The sequence below is a fragment of the Bacillus sp. B2-WWTP-C-10-Post-4 genome, from assembly GCF_009183805.1.
Lineage (GTDB): Bacteria > Bacillota > Bacilli > Bacillales > Bacillaceae_G > Bacillus_A > Bacillus_A cereus.
Genome location: NZ_WEII01000061.1, coordinates 14,261 through 28,733, shown reverse-complemented (window position 1 = coordinate 28,733; position 14,473 = coordinate 14,261). Strand labels below are relative to the sequence as shown.

Sequence of the window (14,473 nt, the reverse complement as noted above, 5' to 3'; positions counted from 1 at the left end):
ATATATAAGAGTGAGAATTCTTATCATTTAAGAGAAAGTCTGTTATTATAAGAGATGTAGGTATTATATTTTCAAGGGGATGAAAACATGGAGTACAGAATTGAAAGAGATACATTAGGAGAAATAAAAGTTCCAGCTGATAAATTATGGGCAGCACAAACACAACGTAGTAAAGAAAACTTTCCAATTGGAACAGAGCAAATGCCGCTTGAAATTGTAAAAGCATTTGCAATTTTAAAGAAGAGTGCAGCGCTTAGCAATCAAAAATTAGGAAAGCTATCAGAAGAAAAAGCAGAAGCAATTGTAGAAGCTGCGGATGAAGTGATTGCAGGGAAATGGAATGAACATTTTCCGCTTGTCGTATGGCAAACAGGTAGTGGTACACAGTCAAACATGAATGTGAATGAAGTAATTGCAAATCGTGGGAATCAAATTTTGAAAGAGAAGGGATCTGACGTACATATTCATCCGAATGATGATGTGAACATGTCACAAAGTTCAAATGATACATTTCCAACGGCGCTTCATGTAGCTTGTGTAATCGCAGTAGAAAATCACGTATTACCAGCAATTACGAAATTAAAAGAAACTTTAGCAGAAAAAGTAACTGCATTTGAACATATTATAAAAATTGGTCGTACACATTTACAAGATGCAACGCCGTTAACTTTAGGGCAAGAAATTAGCGGATGGCACCGTATGCTTGAAAAAACAGAGCGTATGATTGCAGATAGCAATACATATATGAAAGAGTTAGCAATTGGTGGAACTGCGGTTGGAACAGGTATTAATGCTCATCCTAAATTTGGTGAGATGGTATCAGAGGAAATTAGTCAATTTACAGGTAAACAATTTGTTTCTGCACCAAATAAGTTCCATGCATTAACGAGCCATGATGAAGTTGTATATACTCACGGTGCATTAAAAGCATTAGCTGCGGATCTAATGAAGATCGCTAACGATGTACGTTGGCTTGCAAGTGGTCCACGTAGTGGTCTTGGAGAAATTATTATTCCAGCAAATGAACCGGGAAGCTCTATTATGCCAGGTAAAGTAAATCCAACGCAAAGTGAAGCGTTAACGATGGTTGTAGCGCAAGTAATGGGGAATGATGCAACAATCGGATTTGCTGCGAGCCAAGGTAACTTTGAGTTAAATGTATTTAAACCTGTTATTGCTTATAACTTCTTACAATCAGCTCACTTATTAGCGGATGCAATTGTTTCGTTTAATGACAATTGTGCAGTTGGTATTGAAGCAGATGAAGAAGTAATTAATGAAAATGTGAATCGCTCACTAATGCTTGTAACAGCGCTAAACCCACATATCGGATATGAAAATGCAGCGAAAATTGCGAAGCATGCTCATAAAGAAGGATTAACTTTAAAAGAAGCAGCATTGCAATCTGGGCTACTAACAGAAGAGCAATTTGATGAAATTGTAGATCCAAAGAAAATGATTGCTCCAAAAGAGTAATAGAAAAAGCCAGGGTTCTTAGTATAGAATCTTGGCTTTTTTGATGTTCATTTTTATGTTTCATCTACTTGCAATACTACAAGCTTCAAAATATATTATTTGTTAGCAGGCGTATTCATTACTTTCATCTGTGGGCAGTTTTCTTTTAAGAGTGAAATGAATTTTTCTTCTTCTAGTGGTATGAAAGTGGTCACTGAGTCAAATAAATTGTAATGGATTTCTAATTGTTGTCTAGTCCATTTTTTTGAATGAAGTTTTTTACCAGAGTATTTAACGTGACGAATATCTTCAAATGGAATTTCAGTATGAAAAATGAAACCGTGTTTTACAACAAGAGATGATTCCGTTACGTTGTAGTGAGAGAAATAGAATGAAGAAAGATTCACGATATTTAGCAGCATCATGAGAGTGAAAAAAATAGAATTTTCATTTTGGAAGAATAACGAAACGAAAAAAATAATTATAAATAATGTAATGAAAATGACGTGGAATGGATTTTTTTTCGCTTTAAATTTCAAGTTAGTCACCTCGGTATACTTGTTCTTTAACTAAATTAAATCATAACATTGTGATAAAACGTGTGAATATGCAGAATTGCATATTCACACGTTTTATTATTCATGTAAAATTTCTTGATGGGATAAATTCAAAAGAAGTTTTGTAATAGTGGAGTGGCATAAAGTGACTTACAAGAATAGAAAGATAGCGTTAGTCATAATTAGTTGTATGATGATTATGAGTAGTTGTGCTAATAAATTTGTTGAAGATAGAAATCGAAAGCATACATTTGTACAAGCAAGTAAGGTTTTAGTAGAGACTGTAAATAGAATATATAAAAAGTAAAGGATGTTTTCTTATACGAAAACATCTTTTTTGTAGTTAAAATTGAATACTGAAGTTTTGTAATGAGTGAATACCAGTTCCATATTCACTAATCGCATATGCGTTCTGTGCAATTTACTTAACGGTAAACCAAGGGTCTTGAAGAATATTCATGTTCTATTTTACATCCTATAAAATGAATTTGTATAAACATATTCGCTTTTCGTTGTATTAAATCCTTTCGATAGATGTTTTTATAAAAGTTTATAAAATGGGCAAACGAAACGTTGAAATGTTTGTTTGTGTTGTGATAAGATGATGAAGTGATAATAAACGATATAGCGATTTGTTTGGTTTTTAAATAAACATTTTGAAGGAGTGTTTAGTATGAGCGATATTTCAGAGAAGTTTTGGGATGCGTCAATAGAGGAATTAAAGAAAGGGTATGTGTTTGATGAAGAAAAAGAGGGGTACATTTGCTTAGCTTGTGGTGAAACATTTATTAAAGGTGTTATTTATCAAGATAATCAAGTTTTGTATGAAGCAGAGAAGTTCGTCCAATTGCATATTCAAAATGAGCATACGTCTATGTTTGATTATTTGCTAAATATGGATAAGAAATTTACTGGATTAACGGATTTACAAAAGAAAATGGTTCAGTTTTTCTATATGGGACTGAATGATAAAGAAATTGTAAAAGAGATGGATGGCGGAAGTACATCAACAATTCGTAATCATCGATTTACACTGCGAGAGAAAATGAAACAAGCAAAAGTATTTTTAGCGCTAATGGAATTATCAGAAGAAAAATCAAAAGTACAAACGAAATTTGTGCCAATTCATAGAACAGCAACGATGGTAGATGATCGATACAATATTACGGAAGAAGAAAATGATGAAGTATTAAAAGCTCATTTTACAGAAGGGTTAGATGGACCTCTCTCTAAATTTCCGAAGAAACAAAAGCGTAAATTAATTATATTGCGCCATTTAGTGAAGAAGTTTGATAATAATAAAAAGTATACTGAAAAAGAAGTAAATACAGTGATAGAAAATGTATACCCTGATTTTGTAACATTAAGAAGATATTTAATCGAATATGGATTTTTAGATCGAACAGCCGATGGAAGTCAATATTGGGTGAAGTTATAATCATACGAAAAGAAAATGAATAGAAGCACAGTATTATAACAACTATACAAAGAGATAGAGATTGAAAATAGATGTTTAATAAAAGGAGAAATGAAATTTGAAACCACCTGCAGATAACAATAAAGAAGGTGCGGAGTCACATAAGTTGGAAAGTGAGAGTAAACCGATTTGGAAATCGATGTCGATGTTTTTAGTACCGTTATTATTAAGTAATGTACTACAATCAGTTGGACAATTATTTGGTATGGTAGTAGTAGGAAGATGGCTTGGAGTTAATGATTTAGCGGCTATATCAGCATTCTTCCCATTATTTTTCTTGCTCGTTTCATTTGTAATTGGTATCGGTTCAGGAAGCTCTATTTTAATTGGTCAGGCGTTTGGTGCTAAAAACGAAGATCGTTTAAAAGCTATCGTTGGTACGACGCTGACATTTACCTTTATTATTGGAGTTGTGTTGGCGATAATAGGAAGTATTTTTGCGATGGATATTATGCGTCTAATGGGAACACCAGAAAATATTATTGAAATAAGTGTACATTATGCACGGATTTTATTTATATCGATGCCAGTATTATTTTTATATTTCGCATATACAACATTTATGAGAGGTACAGGAGATTCTAAAACGCCATTTTACTTTTTAATTGTAAGTACAGCACTAAATATGATTTTATTACCGGTTCTTATTTTTGGATGGTTAGGAGCTCCGAAATTAGATGTGTATGGAGCAGCCTATGCCTCTGTTATATCTACAGTTATTACGTTTATTGTCATGCTTGTGTATTTAAAGAAGAAAAATCACCCATTACAACTAGATGGAACGGTTAGAAAATACCTTCGAATGGATGGGGAGTTATTAAAGCTATTGCTAAGGCTCGGTATACCGGCAAGTATAAATATGATATTAGTTTCATTATCTGAGATTGCCGTAATCGCATTTGTAAATCGTTACGGTTCGGATGCAACAGCTGCTTACGGCGTTGTGAATCAAGTTGCAAGTTATGTACAAATGCCAGCAGTTAGCCTTGGTATTACAGTTTCTATTTTTGCAGCACAATCAATTGGGGCGAATCAATTTGATCGATTGCAGAAAGTTGTGAAGGCCGGAATTATTATGAACTACGTCATCGGTGGTGTGTTAATATCTCTTATTTATTTATTCTCAAGAGACATTTTATCACTATTTTTAACGAGTCAAACTACAATTGAAATTGCTCATAGCTTAGTTATGATTACGTTATGGAGTTATTTAATTTTCGGTCATGCACAAATTATTAGTGCGACAATGCGAGCGAGCGGTACAGTACTTTGGCCAACTGTTATTGGAGTTGTTTCAATTTGGCTTGTAGAAGTACCCGTAGCATATTATCTTTCTTACCATACAAGTCTTGGAATAGAAGGTATCTGGATTGGGTATCCAGCAGCATTTATTGTCAGCTTACTATTGCAGTATGCATATTATAAGCTTTCATGGCAAAAGAAACGAATTACACGATTAGTTAGTTAAATAGAAAAAATGTCCCTAAGTTATTAGACTTAGGGACATTTTTTCTTAAGTGCAGGTTTACAAATAGCTTTTTAAAGTTATATCAAAATGTTGTCTAATGAGAGTTTTATCACTCATATAAAACTCCCACGCTTTTTCTGATTCACCGATAATCTCAAAGGATTCCTCTGTAATATATAAAGCGCAATTATCCTCCAGTGCAATGCCTTCTATATTCCCTTGATGATTTTGTAAAAAGGAATGGAAGGCGTTCATTCTGTTTAATTGATTATAATGTGGACAAAATCTTTTATTAACAATCCCCCATCCATTACTCTCTATATAACCAGAACCTTCATAATCTGATCGGATACTAGACGTGAACCAACACATAGCACCAGCGCTATAACCAGCAATAAGTGTTCCTTGTTGCAGAGCCAATAATAATTTTTCATCAAGTCTATGTTCTTTCCATTGCGTAAGCATGTGAATATAGTTTCCGCCACCCAGATAAATTAAATCGACTGAATGAATCATCTCGTCTATTTCATACTTAGAAGGTGAATCTGTTGTAATGCGTAAAATTTGTACTTCACAATGTAATTGTTTTTCAAACGTGTCTAAAAATAATTTTATATAGCTTTCATCATCATGACTAGCCGTTGGAATAAACAATACTTTTGGATACTGTTTATTTGTTAATTCTATAAGGCGTTCATTAATAGGCAAGTGATTTGAATCTTGTAAATCACCGCCACCAATGACAGCTAATTTCATAGTAAAGCACCACCTAATTATTTTTGTTATATAAAAATTCGATAGAAGAGAGTTACATTCCTTCTCTATATGTAATGAATAAGTAGAAAATGTAGTTTAAGTATATCGGGATAGTAAAGAAACTACTGACTATATATACCAATGAATTAGAAACCATTCATTGATATATAATATTTCATACTAATGTTTCAAAAAATGGAAAAAATATGTTTAAATAGATGTAATGAAGCATTCATTCATATTGAATTTATACTTATATTTTAAAAGGGTATCGGAAATAATAGCGATTTTCTAAAACAGTTTTTACTTTTAATAGGAAGTTGTATTACAATATGGTAAAATTATTTCAATATATTTATTTAATATGAAATACAAAGAAGGAGCGTGAAAAAAGTGGATTTTCGATTTGAATTTACAACGAAGCTGAAAGAATACTTAGACGATGAGAAGGATGAAAAAATAATAAAAGATGGACATAGAGATGTAATTTTTCACTATTTATATGCGTTAGAGACTGAAATTGGCGTTGTTAAAAATCCTAATTTTACTTTTTTTGCATCAGGAAGACGTTCACATATAGTGTTAGAAAACGTTGAATTTAAAACAGAAGTGAATGTGAAAAGTAATATAATCGAAATTGTAAAAATAGTGGATAATGTAGTTATTCCGTTAGATACTATCGTAGCGAAAGATCGGGAATTATTTGCCCTTGGGCGTAATGAGAAGTTTAGTGTACAAATATTAGAGCAGTATCTCTTTGATACATTTGGAGATAAGTTAGGCTTATAATGAATAGAATGATGTACGTATTTATAGGTACTGAATTTTAGTTTATATTACTCGCGTTTGACCTCTCATTTAATTTGTACTACAATTCGTAGTGTGAAAGGAGTCATACGATGTTTACGCAAAACTATAGGTTAAATGAGCAAGGATTAAATCATTTCTTTGGACCGCTTGAAGCGAAAATTATGGAGATTATTTGGTCTACTGAAGGTATTACTATTAAAGAAGTGCAGCAGAAATTAAGTGAAGAATCACCTGTGAATTTTAACACTGTTATGACAGTTATGAACAGGTTAGTAGAGAAATTACACTTAGAAAAACAGACTGTAAAAAGAAGTGGCATATATCGTGCTGTACAAACAAAAGAAGAATTCTTATCCAATCAAACGAAGAAAATGACACAGGAATTAGTGGGGGAATTTGGAGATTTAGTTGTAACTCATATGATAGATGAGCTAGAGCAGGCTGATCCGAATTTAATAAAAAAATTAGAAGACAAATTGAATCAGTTAAAAAAAGAGGATCGATGAAATGAAATGGCAAATGCGTAAAATCGTATTGTTAGCGCTCATTGTTAGTACCCTCTTTTTCAGCTTGTTATTGTATTATGTTACATATCCATTTCTCTTTCAAAACAAGGCATTCTTCCTTTCAAAGTTTTGCTTGTTTCAGTTAGAAAAACATATGAAAGAACTATCAATGGTTCGTATTATAGTAGCGGGGTTATTATTAATTACTGTATTGATTGTGTGTAAAAGAATTTGGCGGCAATTTTTCTATAGTAAAAAAGTACAAAAAGTACTTATCCCATTTATTAGAAAAGGAAAACAAATATATATACTGCCGACTGCGGAAGTTGCAGCGTTTACAATTGGATTATTCCGTCCGAAAGTTGTCATGTCGGAAGGTTTGCTTCAGACGTTTTCAGATGAAGAGATTGATGCGATTATTTTCCATGAAGAATATCATCAAAATAATTGGGATCCGCTAAAATTATTTTGTTTTACGTTATTAGCAGAAGGAATGATGTACATCCCGATATTAAAAGAATTGTTACAACGATATCATACGTATCAAGAGTTAGCAGCAGATAAATATGCGATGCAAAAAATGGAATCTTCATTTGAGTTAGGTAGCGCGTTATTAAAATTAATTAAAATAAAGACAATGGAGAATCGATGTGTTACAGCTTCATTTGCAAAAACAGCAATAAATTTACGAATCGAGCAAGTGTTAAATGAAAAGGTTGCTAAGCTTACTATTCCGTTACATACGAACTCGGTATATGTAACAATAGGGTTATTCTGTGTGTCGATTGTACTTATTGTTGGAGAGTGCATATAGCCTCTTTTTTTTAGGGTAAACACTACCCTATGTAGTGTGGATAGAGTGTTGTCATTTATATCATTATACTTTTTATCGCTATATATATATCTTATTTATCATATATTACAGGTATTTTATTGTATACAAATCAAATGACGGAAATGACAGCATTCTTTATTCGTCTATTCGGTGGATTTACAGGTTTTTAAAAATGAGGAGGAAGAAAAGTGAAGAAACTAATTGCTATTATACTAGTAGGTGCTCTCGTTTGGGCGGGGGTTAACTTTTATAATTCAAAGAAAGAAGAAAAGGAAAGAAAAGCGAAACAAGCAGAGTTACAAGAGAAAGAAGTATTACCACAAGTAGGTTTTAAAGCACCTGGCATCACATTAAAAGGATTAGACGGAAAGTTGCAGTCGTTAAATGATGCCAAGGGAAAACCATATATTATTAATTTTTGGGCATCATGGTGTGGGCCGTGTGAAATGGAGGCACCTGACTTAGTTCATATGTATGATAAATATAAAAAGGATGTTGAAATTTTTGCGGTGAATGCAACTGTTAGTGACCCAGTACAAGAAGCAAGCGCATTTGCTAATCGCTATGGATTTGAGTTTCCGGTTCTACTAGATATGGACGGAGTAGCTGGACTAGATTATAAAGTATTCTCTTTACCGACGACATTTTTTGTTAATAAAGATGGAATTATAGTAGATCATGTACGAGGTGTATTACCACCAGATCAATTAGAAAAGAAATTTAAGAAATTGATTGAGAGCTAAAAGGGGATTTCGTGATGATGGAGTGGATCGTGAGATTACAACCCGTATCTCTTATAATTGGAAGTCTATTTGGATTTATGTTGATGAAACGAAAGATGAGGCATCAAAATGCATCATATGAAAAAATGATGGATGCCGTAACAAATGCGTTTATTATCATCGTATTTGTATGGAAGTTTGCACCAGCAATTTTAAATCCTGTATGGGCTTTTAAATCGCCATTGCAAGCATTATTAGCTATAGGAAGTATGCAACATATTGTAGTAGGATGCGTAATTGCTAGTGTATACATTGTTTGGAAAAGTAAAAAGGGACAATTTTCGCTTCGTATTTTACTTGATGCATTGCCTTTTGGTCTGTGTGTAAGTATTATCTTTTATTTTCTATTACATCATGAAGTAGGTGTACAAACGACACTACCATGGGGAATGAATATATACGAATCTAAATTTTTGTATCATCCTATTTTTGTATATGAGATTATCCTCAACCTTTGTATAATGGGCTTGTTATGGATGAAAAATGAAAGGATCGGAAATGGAAAGAATATAAGTATTTTTCTAATTGTTGAGGGGTTTGCTCAAATCATTATTTCGCTTGTTAGTGAACAAAATTCGGTACAGTTTGGTCTATCAGCACAGCAAATAATGAGCTTTTGTATTATTAGTTTAGGGATTTTGTTGGTGCCGAAAAAATAAAAGATATCCATGTACAGAGAGTATCTGTGTATGGATATCTTTTATAAGCGTATTTCTTCATCATATGCTAAATCATTATATTGTAGAAACCTAAAAACCCCTTTATTAGGGGTTTTTAGGTTTCTACAGGTCTGCATGTGTTTCTTGTTTATCTGTATCCCATTTTGGAAGTTGTTTTGCTTGTTGATTTTCAGTGGAATTATTAAAGCCAAAAGCAAGTATGCATGTAAAGGTTAAAATAGCTAAACTAATCTTTTTCATTATCTTAGTGCCTCCTTAGTTAATAATTTTTGTTTTGCTTCGTAAGTTTTGAAAAAATATTTTTGAGATTTCTCTATTTTATTCACTTTATGAAATTCTACTGCTAATAATTCGTAATATTCTTGTGCATAATCGTATAATTCTTTACTGTTAAAATATGTGGTGCCTGCAATGATTGCGTTTTCTAAGTCGTCTAGAATACCAGTGTGCTGTGTTTTTAAGATAGTGAAATGGTGTTTATATTCTTGATTATTTAATTCATTACAAATTTCTAAGCCTTTTTGAACCCAATCGTTTGCAAGTTCTTTTTCATTTAAACTAAAATGTTCTTTGGCTTGTAGAAAATTGGCTTTTAGGTGTTTAGGTAATTTGTTTGTAACTATTGTAAGATGTCTAATAGCAAGGGTTGATAGATTTTGAGAAGAGTAGAGCCAACCTAAGTTATTTCGAACTTTTAAGATTAGTGTATCGTCTTTCAGCTTTTGTAAAATATTGATTGCTGAATTATAGTTCTCTTCGGCTTGTTCGAATTGTTTTAAATAAACAGAACATGAGCCTAAAATGTTTTCGCATAGAGCTATTTTAATTTCATAACGTGGATATTTTGAGAAAATCTCTTTCGCTTGATTTGCATAATTGATTGCTGTAAGTGGTTTGTTTGTATGGTGATTAAATATAGCAAATTTATATTTATATTCAGCTTCTTCTAGTTCACCTGGTACATGTTTTAAAAGGGATTCAGCTTTTTCGTATTCTTTTTTTGCTTCATCATAATTTCCAATAATGGTAGCATGTTCAGCTTTAAAAAAGTGATAATAATAAGTAATAAAGTCTTCAGTTATTGGATTGTCTAAACGAACAATTTGACTAAAAGTATCATACTTAATGTTTGTCCAATCGGTTAGGACCTTATATTTAAAGTTTAGTAGGGAGTAGTAAAGCGATAGATTTTGATCAGCTTCAATTTTATTAATCTGTTTCTCTATTTTTTCTTTTAATTGTTTCGCTTCAATTAATTGCTCCGCTACCATTACTTGATATAAAATGTTTAATTCGTTGACAATCTGTTCATGCCCTTTTAATAACACACTCATTATATATTCCCCCATCCGATAAAAGTATTCTAATTTAATTATTTCTATAATAGCAAAATAGAAGAAGTATAAGAGTAATTTTACCATATTTTTCAAAAAAATTCTGAAAAAACAATTAATTTTTACGTATTTCTTATTTTTATGTGAATATTACAAGTGCCTCTGGTAGTGGTGGGATGAATCTGACTCATGATACGTTAGCATCAATGGGAGGGATAGCTTCACTTGTAAATATGTTTTTAGGAGGATTGTTCGGATTGGGTCCAACTGTTAAGTTTTTAACAAAAATTTCACTTTCTTATTTAATAAAAACAGGATAATCCGCATTTTATAAGAATCATCCTGTTTTTATTGATATATTAAAAAATCGGCGGAGTAACAGAAAATAAGACTATCGCATTTTTCTCAAAATGATTCACCCATTTATGCTTTAAATAAGCAGGTATCTTTACACTGTCGCCAGTTTCTAATACGTATTCTTCCTCGTTTAAATATAATGTGATTTTCCCATCTAAGACAAATGCTAATTCTTCTCCTTTATGTTCTAGCACATTTTCTGATGAAGCTGTATTAGGCGGGACGGTCATAATTGCTGTTGCTAAATTTCCAGTGAAATCAGGTGAAAGCATTTCATATGATAAATTATCGATAATCATTTTCTTTCGTTTATGGGAACGTACAATTAAATCGTCTGTATTTGTATCTTCAAGTAAAAAGCTAAATGTTGGCACATCAAGAGCTTTAGCAAGCACTTTTAATGTTTGAATAGAAGGGTTAGCGGACCCACGCTCAATTTGACTTAACATAGATGGTGTAATATCGGCCATCTTTGCTAGTTCTTTACTAGTTAAACCTTTTTCTTTTCTTTGTTTTTCAATTTTTTTACCAATATCTATATTTTCCATAATGAAAATCTCCTTAAGGGTTATTAAATTATATTTAAATAAATTAAATTAAAATTAACTAAAGTTAACGATTTGTGTTAAACTATATTAAAATTAATTTAATTATAATTTATTATATGGTGAGCTACAAGGATATAAGGAGGAAACAAAATGAAAGAAATAGGGGCATTACAAGCAGAATACCCATTAGTGAATAAACTTATTGCAACAGAAGAAGTATTTTGGATAAATCCAAACATAGAAAAGTATGAGAGGGCAATAAAAGATTCACCACTTAATGAAGAGAATGTAAAAGATGCGGAAGAGAGATTAAAGCATTTTGCACCATATATTGCGAAAGTTTTTCCTGAAACGAAAGGGACGAATGGCATAATCGAATCACCTTTAGTGAAAATATCTTCTATGAAAGAAGCTTTAGAGACAAATTACAAGCAACCTATTTTAGGAGAATTATTATTAAAATGTGATAGTCATCTTCCGATATCAGGATCAATTAAAGCTAGGGGCGGCATTTATGAAGTGTTGAAACATGCTGAACAACTAGCTTTGCAGCACGGTATGTTAACAGAAGAAGATGATTATTCCATTTTAGATAGTGATACATGTAGAGAGTTTTTTGCCAAATATTCAATTGCGGTCGGTTCAACAGGAAATTTAGGGCTAAGCATTGGGATTATGAGTGCGAAACTAGGTTTTAACGTAACGGTTCATATGTCAGCAGATGCGAAACAATGGAAAAAAGATTTATTAAGAAGTAAAGGTGTAAACGTTATTGAGTATGAAGCTGATTATAGTAAAGCAGTAGAAGAGGGGCGTCAGCAAGCAGATGCCGATCCTAGCTGTTATTTTGTAGATGATGAAAATTCCCATGATTTATTTTTAGGATACGCAGTAGCAGCATCGCGATTACAAAAGCAATTAGAAGAGTTAGAGATTGTAGTAAATGAAGAGCATCCTTTATTCGTTTACCTTCCGTGCGGAGTAGGAGGCGGACCTGGCGGCGTCGCATTTGGTTTAAAGTTATTGTATAAAGACAATGTTCATTGTTTCTTTGCAGAGCCAACACATTCTCCTTGTATGTTACTCGGCTTAATGACCGGCCTTCATGACAAAATTTCCGTTCAAGATATCGGAATTGATAATGTAACAGACGCGGACGGACTAGCGGTAGGAAGACCGTCTGGATTTGTCGGTAAAACGATGGAACCATTTTTGAGTGGGAATTACACAGTAAGCGATAAAGAGTTATATAGATTGTTAAAAGAACTAGCTGACACGGAGAATATTTATTTAGAGCCTTCTGCACTAGCAGGTATGATTGGGCCAGTGAAAGTATGTAAAGAAGATGAGTATTTACAAAAGCAACAGTTAACAGAGAAGGTGAAAAAAGGTACTCATATTGTGTGGGGAACGGGTGGAAGTATGGTTCCAAAAGATGTAATGAATGAATATTATAGGAAAGGTTTGGAGTTAACGGTATAAGAAAAATGAGGCTAATTGTAGCCTCATTTTTTCATGTACATAAAAATCTTTGTTATTTTCACAATAGTTCTTTATAGTATATATAAAGGATAACTAATATTGAATAAATACAACAAAAAAGCTTTATTTTACATAATAAGAGGATGTGTATACGATGTCATTACAGACTAAATATATAGCGGGTATTTCGCTTGGGGTTATGGGTGTAGGCTTTGCGGCTTCTATCCCTTTTCAAGGAACGGTAGCAGGAGAGATTATACAAGGGGGGTTTGAAGCTGGATTGGTTGGCGGGCTTGCAGATTGGTTCGCGGTTACTGCTTTATTCCGTCATCCGATGGGAATACCAATTCCGCATACAGCTTTGTTACCTAAAAACCGTAAACGGGTAACGAAAGGGCTCATCAATACGTTAGAAAATGAATGGCTGACGAAAGAAAGTATTACGAATAAAGTAAAAGAAATGCAGTTAGCACAAATGGTACTGCAAATTGCTGAGAGAGAAATGCAGTCTGATGCTGTGAAAAAAGGCATTGTAACGATTGCTGAGAAAGCGATTGTTTCAATCGATACGGAAAAATTAGCGGTTATTATTGAAAAAGAATTAAAGACGTATTTACATACAATTAATACAAGTAACATTTTACAAGTGCTTGTTGATCAATTAGTAGTGCAAGAATATGATGAAAAGACACTTGATTACATATTAGTAAAAGTGAAAGAATGGACAGCGCAAGATGAAGCTCGATACCAGCTCGGAAGCTTAGGTATGAAGGCGATGGAAAATATAAAAGTAGATGGATTTTTACAGTTTACATTGAAATCGTTTATGAATATTGTAGATGAAGATAAAATTGGCGGCATTTTGCAGAAATTTATTATTAGCAATATTAACAGCTTACAAGATGCAGATAATAGTACGAGACAACTTATTTTATCGAAAATTCGTCAAGAAATTATCAATGTAAAAGAAAATGAAGCGTTACTACAAGAATTAGAAAATTGGAAAGAAAAATGGATTGCCAATTGGGATGCTACTGACAAAATAAAAGAGATGCTAGAGCAAGTACAGCAAAGAGCAGTTGCTTTTGTAAATAATGAAGAATTTGCTGATAAATATGTTATTCCATTTTTACAAAAACAAATGAATAAAATAAAAGAAGATGAACAGACAGTTCAAAAAATAGAAGATTGGTTACAAAAACAAGTTGTAAGTCTTGTTGAGAAGAACCATTCGAAAATTGGTAAGCTTGTACAAGAAAACCTTGATAAGTTAGATGATAAGACGTTAATCGAAATGATTGAAAATAACGTCGGTAAAGATTTACAGTGGATCCGAGTGAACGGGGCGGTTTGCGGATTTATGATTGGATTAGTGTTAGAAGGAATTAAAGCGATTATATGAGAAAAACCTTCCGCAATTGCGGAA

At 32.7% G+C, this 14,473-nt stretch carries 17 protein-coding genes; 12 read left to right on the top strand and 5 right to left on the bottom strand.

What is annotated here, in order from left to right; translation table 11 throughout:
• Window positions 1-87 precede the first annotated feature (87 nt).
• Window positions 88-1,476 carry a class II fumarate hydratase gene (gene fumC, locus GBN78_RS20510; RefSeq protein ID WP_152127657.1) on the top strand — a complete coding sequence of 463 codons (1,389 nt, stop codon included), beginning with the start codon at window positions 88-90 and terminating at the stop codon, window positions 1,474-1,476.
• 95 nt (window positions 1,477-1,571) lie between these two features.
• On the opposite strand, the gene GBN78_RS20505 is transcribed toward fumC, so the two are convergent.
• On the bottom strand, window positions 1,572-1,994 hold the full coding sequence (locus tag GBN78_RS20505; RefSeq protein WP_000669070.1) for a PH domain-containing protein: 423 nt from the start codon (window positions 1,992-1,994) through the stop codon (window positions 1,572-1,574).
• Between the two features lie 163 nt (window positions 1,995-2,157).
• Here GBN78_RS20505 and GBN78_RS30325 point away from each other — a divergent pair, with 163 nt between their 5' ends.
• From GBN78_RS30325 to GBN78_RS20495, 3 genes are all read left to right on the top strand, one after another.
• Window positions 2,158-2,319: a hypothetical protein gene (locus tag GBN78_RS30325; protein WP_000221432.1), complete on the top strand. Its 162-nt coding sequence runs from the start codon at window positions 2,158-2,160 to the stop codon at window positions 2,317-2,319.
• 366 nt (window positions 2,320-2,685) lie between these two features.
• Window positions 2,686-3,450 (top strand): DUF2087 domain-containing protein, encoded by a 765-nt coding sequence (locus tag GBN78_RS20500; protein ID WP_044584295.1) that lies wholly within the window; start codon window positions 2,686-2,688, stop codon window positions 3,448-3,450.
• Between the two features lie 97 nt (window positions 3,451-3,547).
• The gene (locus GBN78_RS20495) at window positions 3,548-4,957 is read left to right on the top strand and encodes an MATE family efflux transporter (RefSeq protein WP_000804128.1); all 1,410 of its coding nucleotides are present in this window, start codon (window positions 3,548-3,550) and stop codon (window positions 4,955-4,957) included.
• Between the two features lie 57 nt (window positions 4,958-5,014).
• Here the strand turns inward: GBN78_RS20495 and GBN78_RS20490 are convergent, their stop codons facing one another.
• On the bottom strand, window positions 5,015-5,713 hold the full coding sequence (locus GBN78_RS20490; RefSeq protein ID WP_087948134.1) for a peptidase E: 699 nt from the start codon (window positions 5,711-5,713) through the stop codon (window positions 5,015-5,017).
• A 393-nt stretch (window positions 5,714-6,106) separates the two neighbouring features.
• Between GBN78_RS20490 and GBN78_RS20485 the strand changes: the two genes are divergently transcribed.
• The 5 genes from GBN78_RS20485 to GBN78_RS20465 all read left to right on the top strand — a co-directional run bounded on the left by GBN78_RS20485 (window position 6,107) and on the right by GBN78_RS20465 (window position 9,305).
• Window positions 6,107-6,502: a DUF3942 family protein gene (locus tag GBN78_RS20485; protein WP_016109724.1), complete on the top strand. Its 396-nt coding sequence runs from the start codon at window positions 6,107-6,109 to the stop codon at window positions 6,500-6,502.
• A 110-nt stretch (window positions 6,503-6,612) separates the two neighbouring features.
• Window positions 6,613-7,029: a BlaI/MecI/CopY family transcriptional regulator gene (locus GBN78_RS20480; RefSeq protein WP_044584297.1), complete on the top strand. Its 417-nt coding sequence runs from the start codon at window positions 6,613-6,615 to the stop codon at window positions 7,027-7,029.
• 1 nt (window position 7,030) lies between these two features.
• The gene (locus GBN78_RS20475; protein WP_000871931.1) at window positions 7,031-7,843 is read left to right on the top strand and encodes a M56 family metallopeptidase; all 813 of its coding nucleotides are present in this window, start codon (window positions 7,031-7,033) and stop codon (window positions 7,841-7,843) included.
• Window positions 7,844-8,052: 209 nt separating this feature from the next.
• Complete coding sequence (locus tag GBN78_RS20470; protein WP_000733185.1) at window positions 8,053-8,607, top strand: TlpA family protein disulfide reductase; 555 nt, start codon at window positions 8,053-8,055, stop codon at window positions 8,605-8,607.
• A gap of 17 nt (window positions 8,608-8,624) precedes the next feature.
• Window positions 8,625-9,305 carry a prolipoprotein diacylglyceryl transferase family protein gene (locus tag GBN78_RS20465; protein ID WP_141436978.1) on the top strand — a complete coding sequence of 227 codons (681 nt, stop codon included), beginning with the start codon at window positions 8,625-8,627 and terminating at the stop codon, window positions 9,303-9,305.
• A gap of 123 nt (window positions 9,306-9,428) precedes the next feature.
• Here GBN78_RS20465 and GBN78_RS30320 read toward each other — a convergent pair whose 3' ends face one another.
• Both GBN78_RS30320 and GBN78_RS20460 read right to left on the bottom strand, forming a co-directional pair.
• Window positions 9,429-9,566 carry a hypothetical protein gene (locus GBN78_RS30320; protein ID WP_165365587.1) on the bottom strand — a complete coding sequence of 46 codons (138 nt, stop codon included), beginning with the start codon at window positions 9,564-9,566 and terminating at the stop codon, window positions 9,429-9,431.
• Entirely contained in the window at window positions 9,566-10,660 is a 1,095-nt protein-coding gene (locus GBN78_RS20460; protein WP_000114846.1) for a response regulator aspartate phosphatase, read from the bottom strand. The genes GBN78_RS30320 and GBN78_RS20460 overlap by 1 nt, the downstream gene beginning before the upstream one ends.
• 143 nt (window positions 10,661-10,803) lie before the next feature.
• Here GBN78_RS20460 and GBN78_RS20455 point away from each other — a divergent pair, with 143 nt between their 5' ends.
• On the top strand, window positions 10,804-10,980 hold the full coding sequence (locus GBN78_RS20455; protein ID WP_002061098.1) for a hypothetical protein: 177 nt from the start codon (window positions 10,804-10,806) through the stop codon (window positions 10,978-10,980).
• Between the two features lie 39 nt (window positions 10,981-11,019).
• Here GBN78_RS20455 and GBN78_RS20450 read toward each other — a convergent pair whose 3' ends face one another.
• On the bottom strand, window positions 11,020-11,565 hold the full coding sequence (locus GBN78_RS20450; protein ID WP_000427637.1) for a helix-turn-helix domain-containing protein: 546 nt from the start codon (window positions 11,563-11,565) through the stop codon (window positions 11,020-11,022).
• A gap of 150 nt (window positions 11,566-11,715) precedes the next feature.
• Between GBN78_RS20450 and GBN78_RS20445 the strand changes: the two genes are divergently transcribed.
• Window positions 11,716-13,047 carry a D-serine ammonia-lyase gene (locus GBN78_RS20445; protein WP_098293824.1) on the top strand — a complete coding sequence of 444 codons (1,332 nt, stop codon included), beginning with the start codon at window positions 11,716-11,718 and terminating at the stop codon, window positions 13,045-13,047.
• 154 nt (window positions 13,048-13,201) lie between these two features.
• On the top strand, window positions 13,202-14,449 hold the full coding sequence (locus tag GBN78_RS20440; protein WP_016109732.1) for a DUF445 domain-containing protein: 1,248 nt from the start codon (window positions 13,202-13,204) through the stop codon (window positions 14,447-14,449).
• Window positions 14,450-14,473 lie beyond the last annotated feature (24 nt).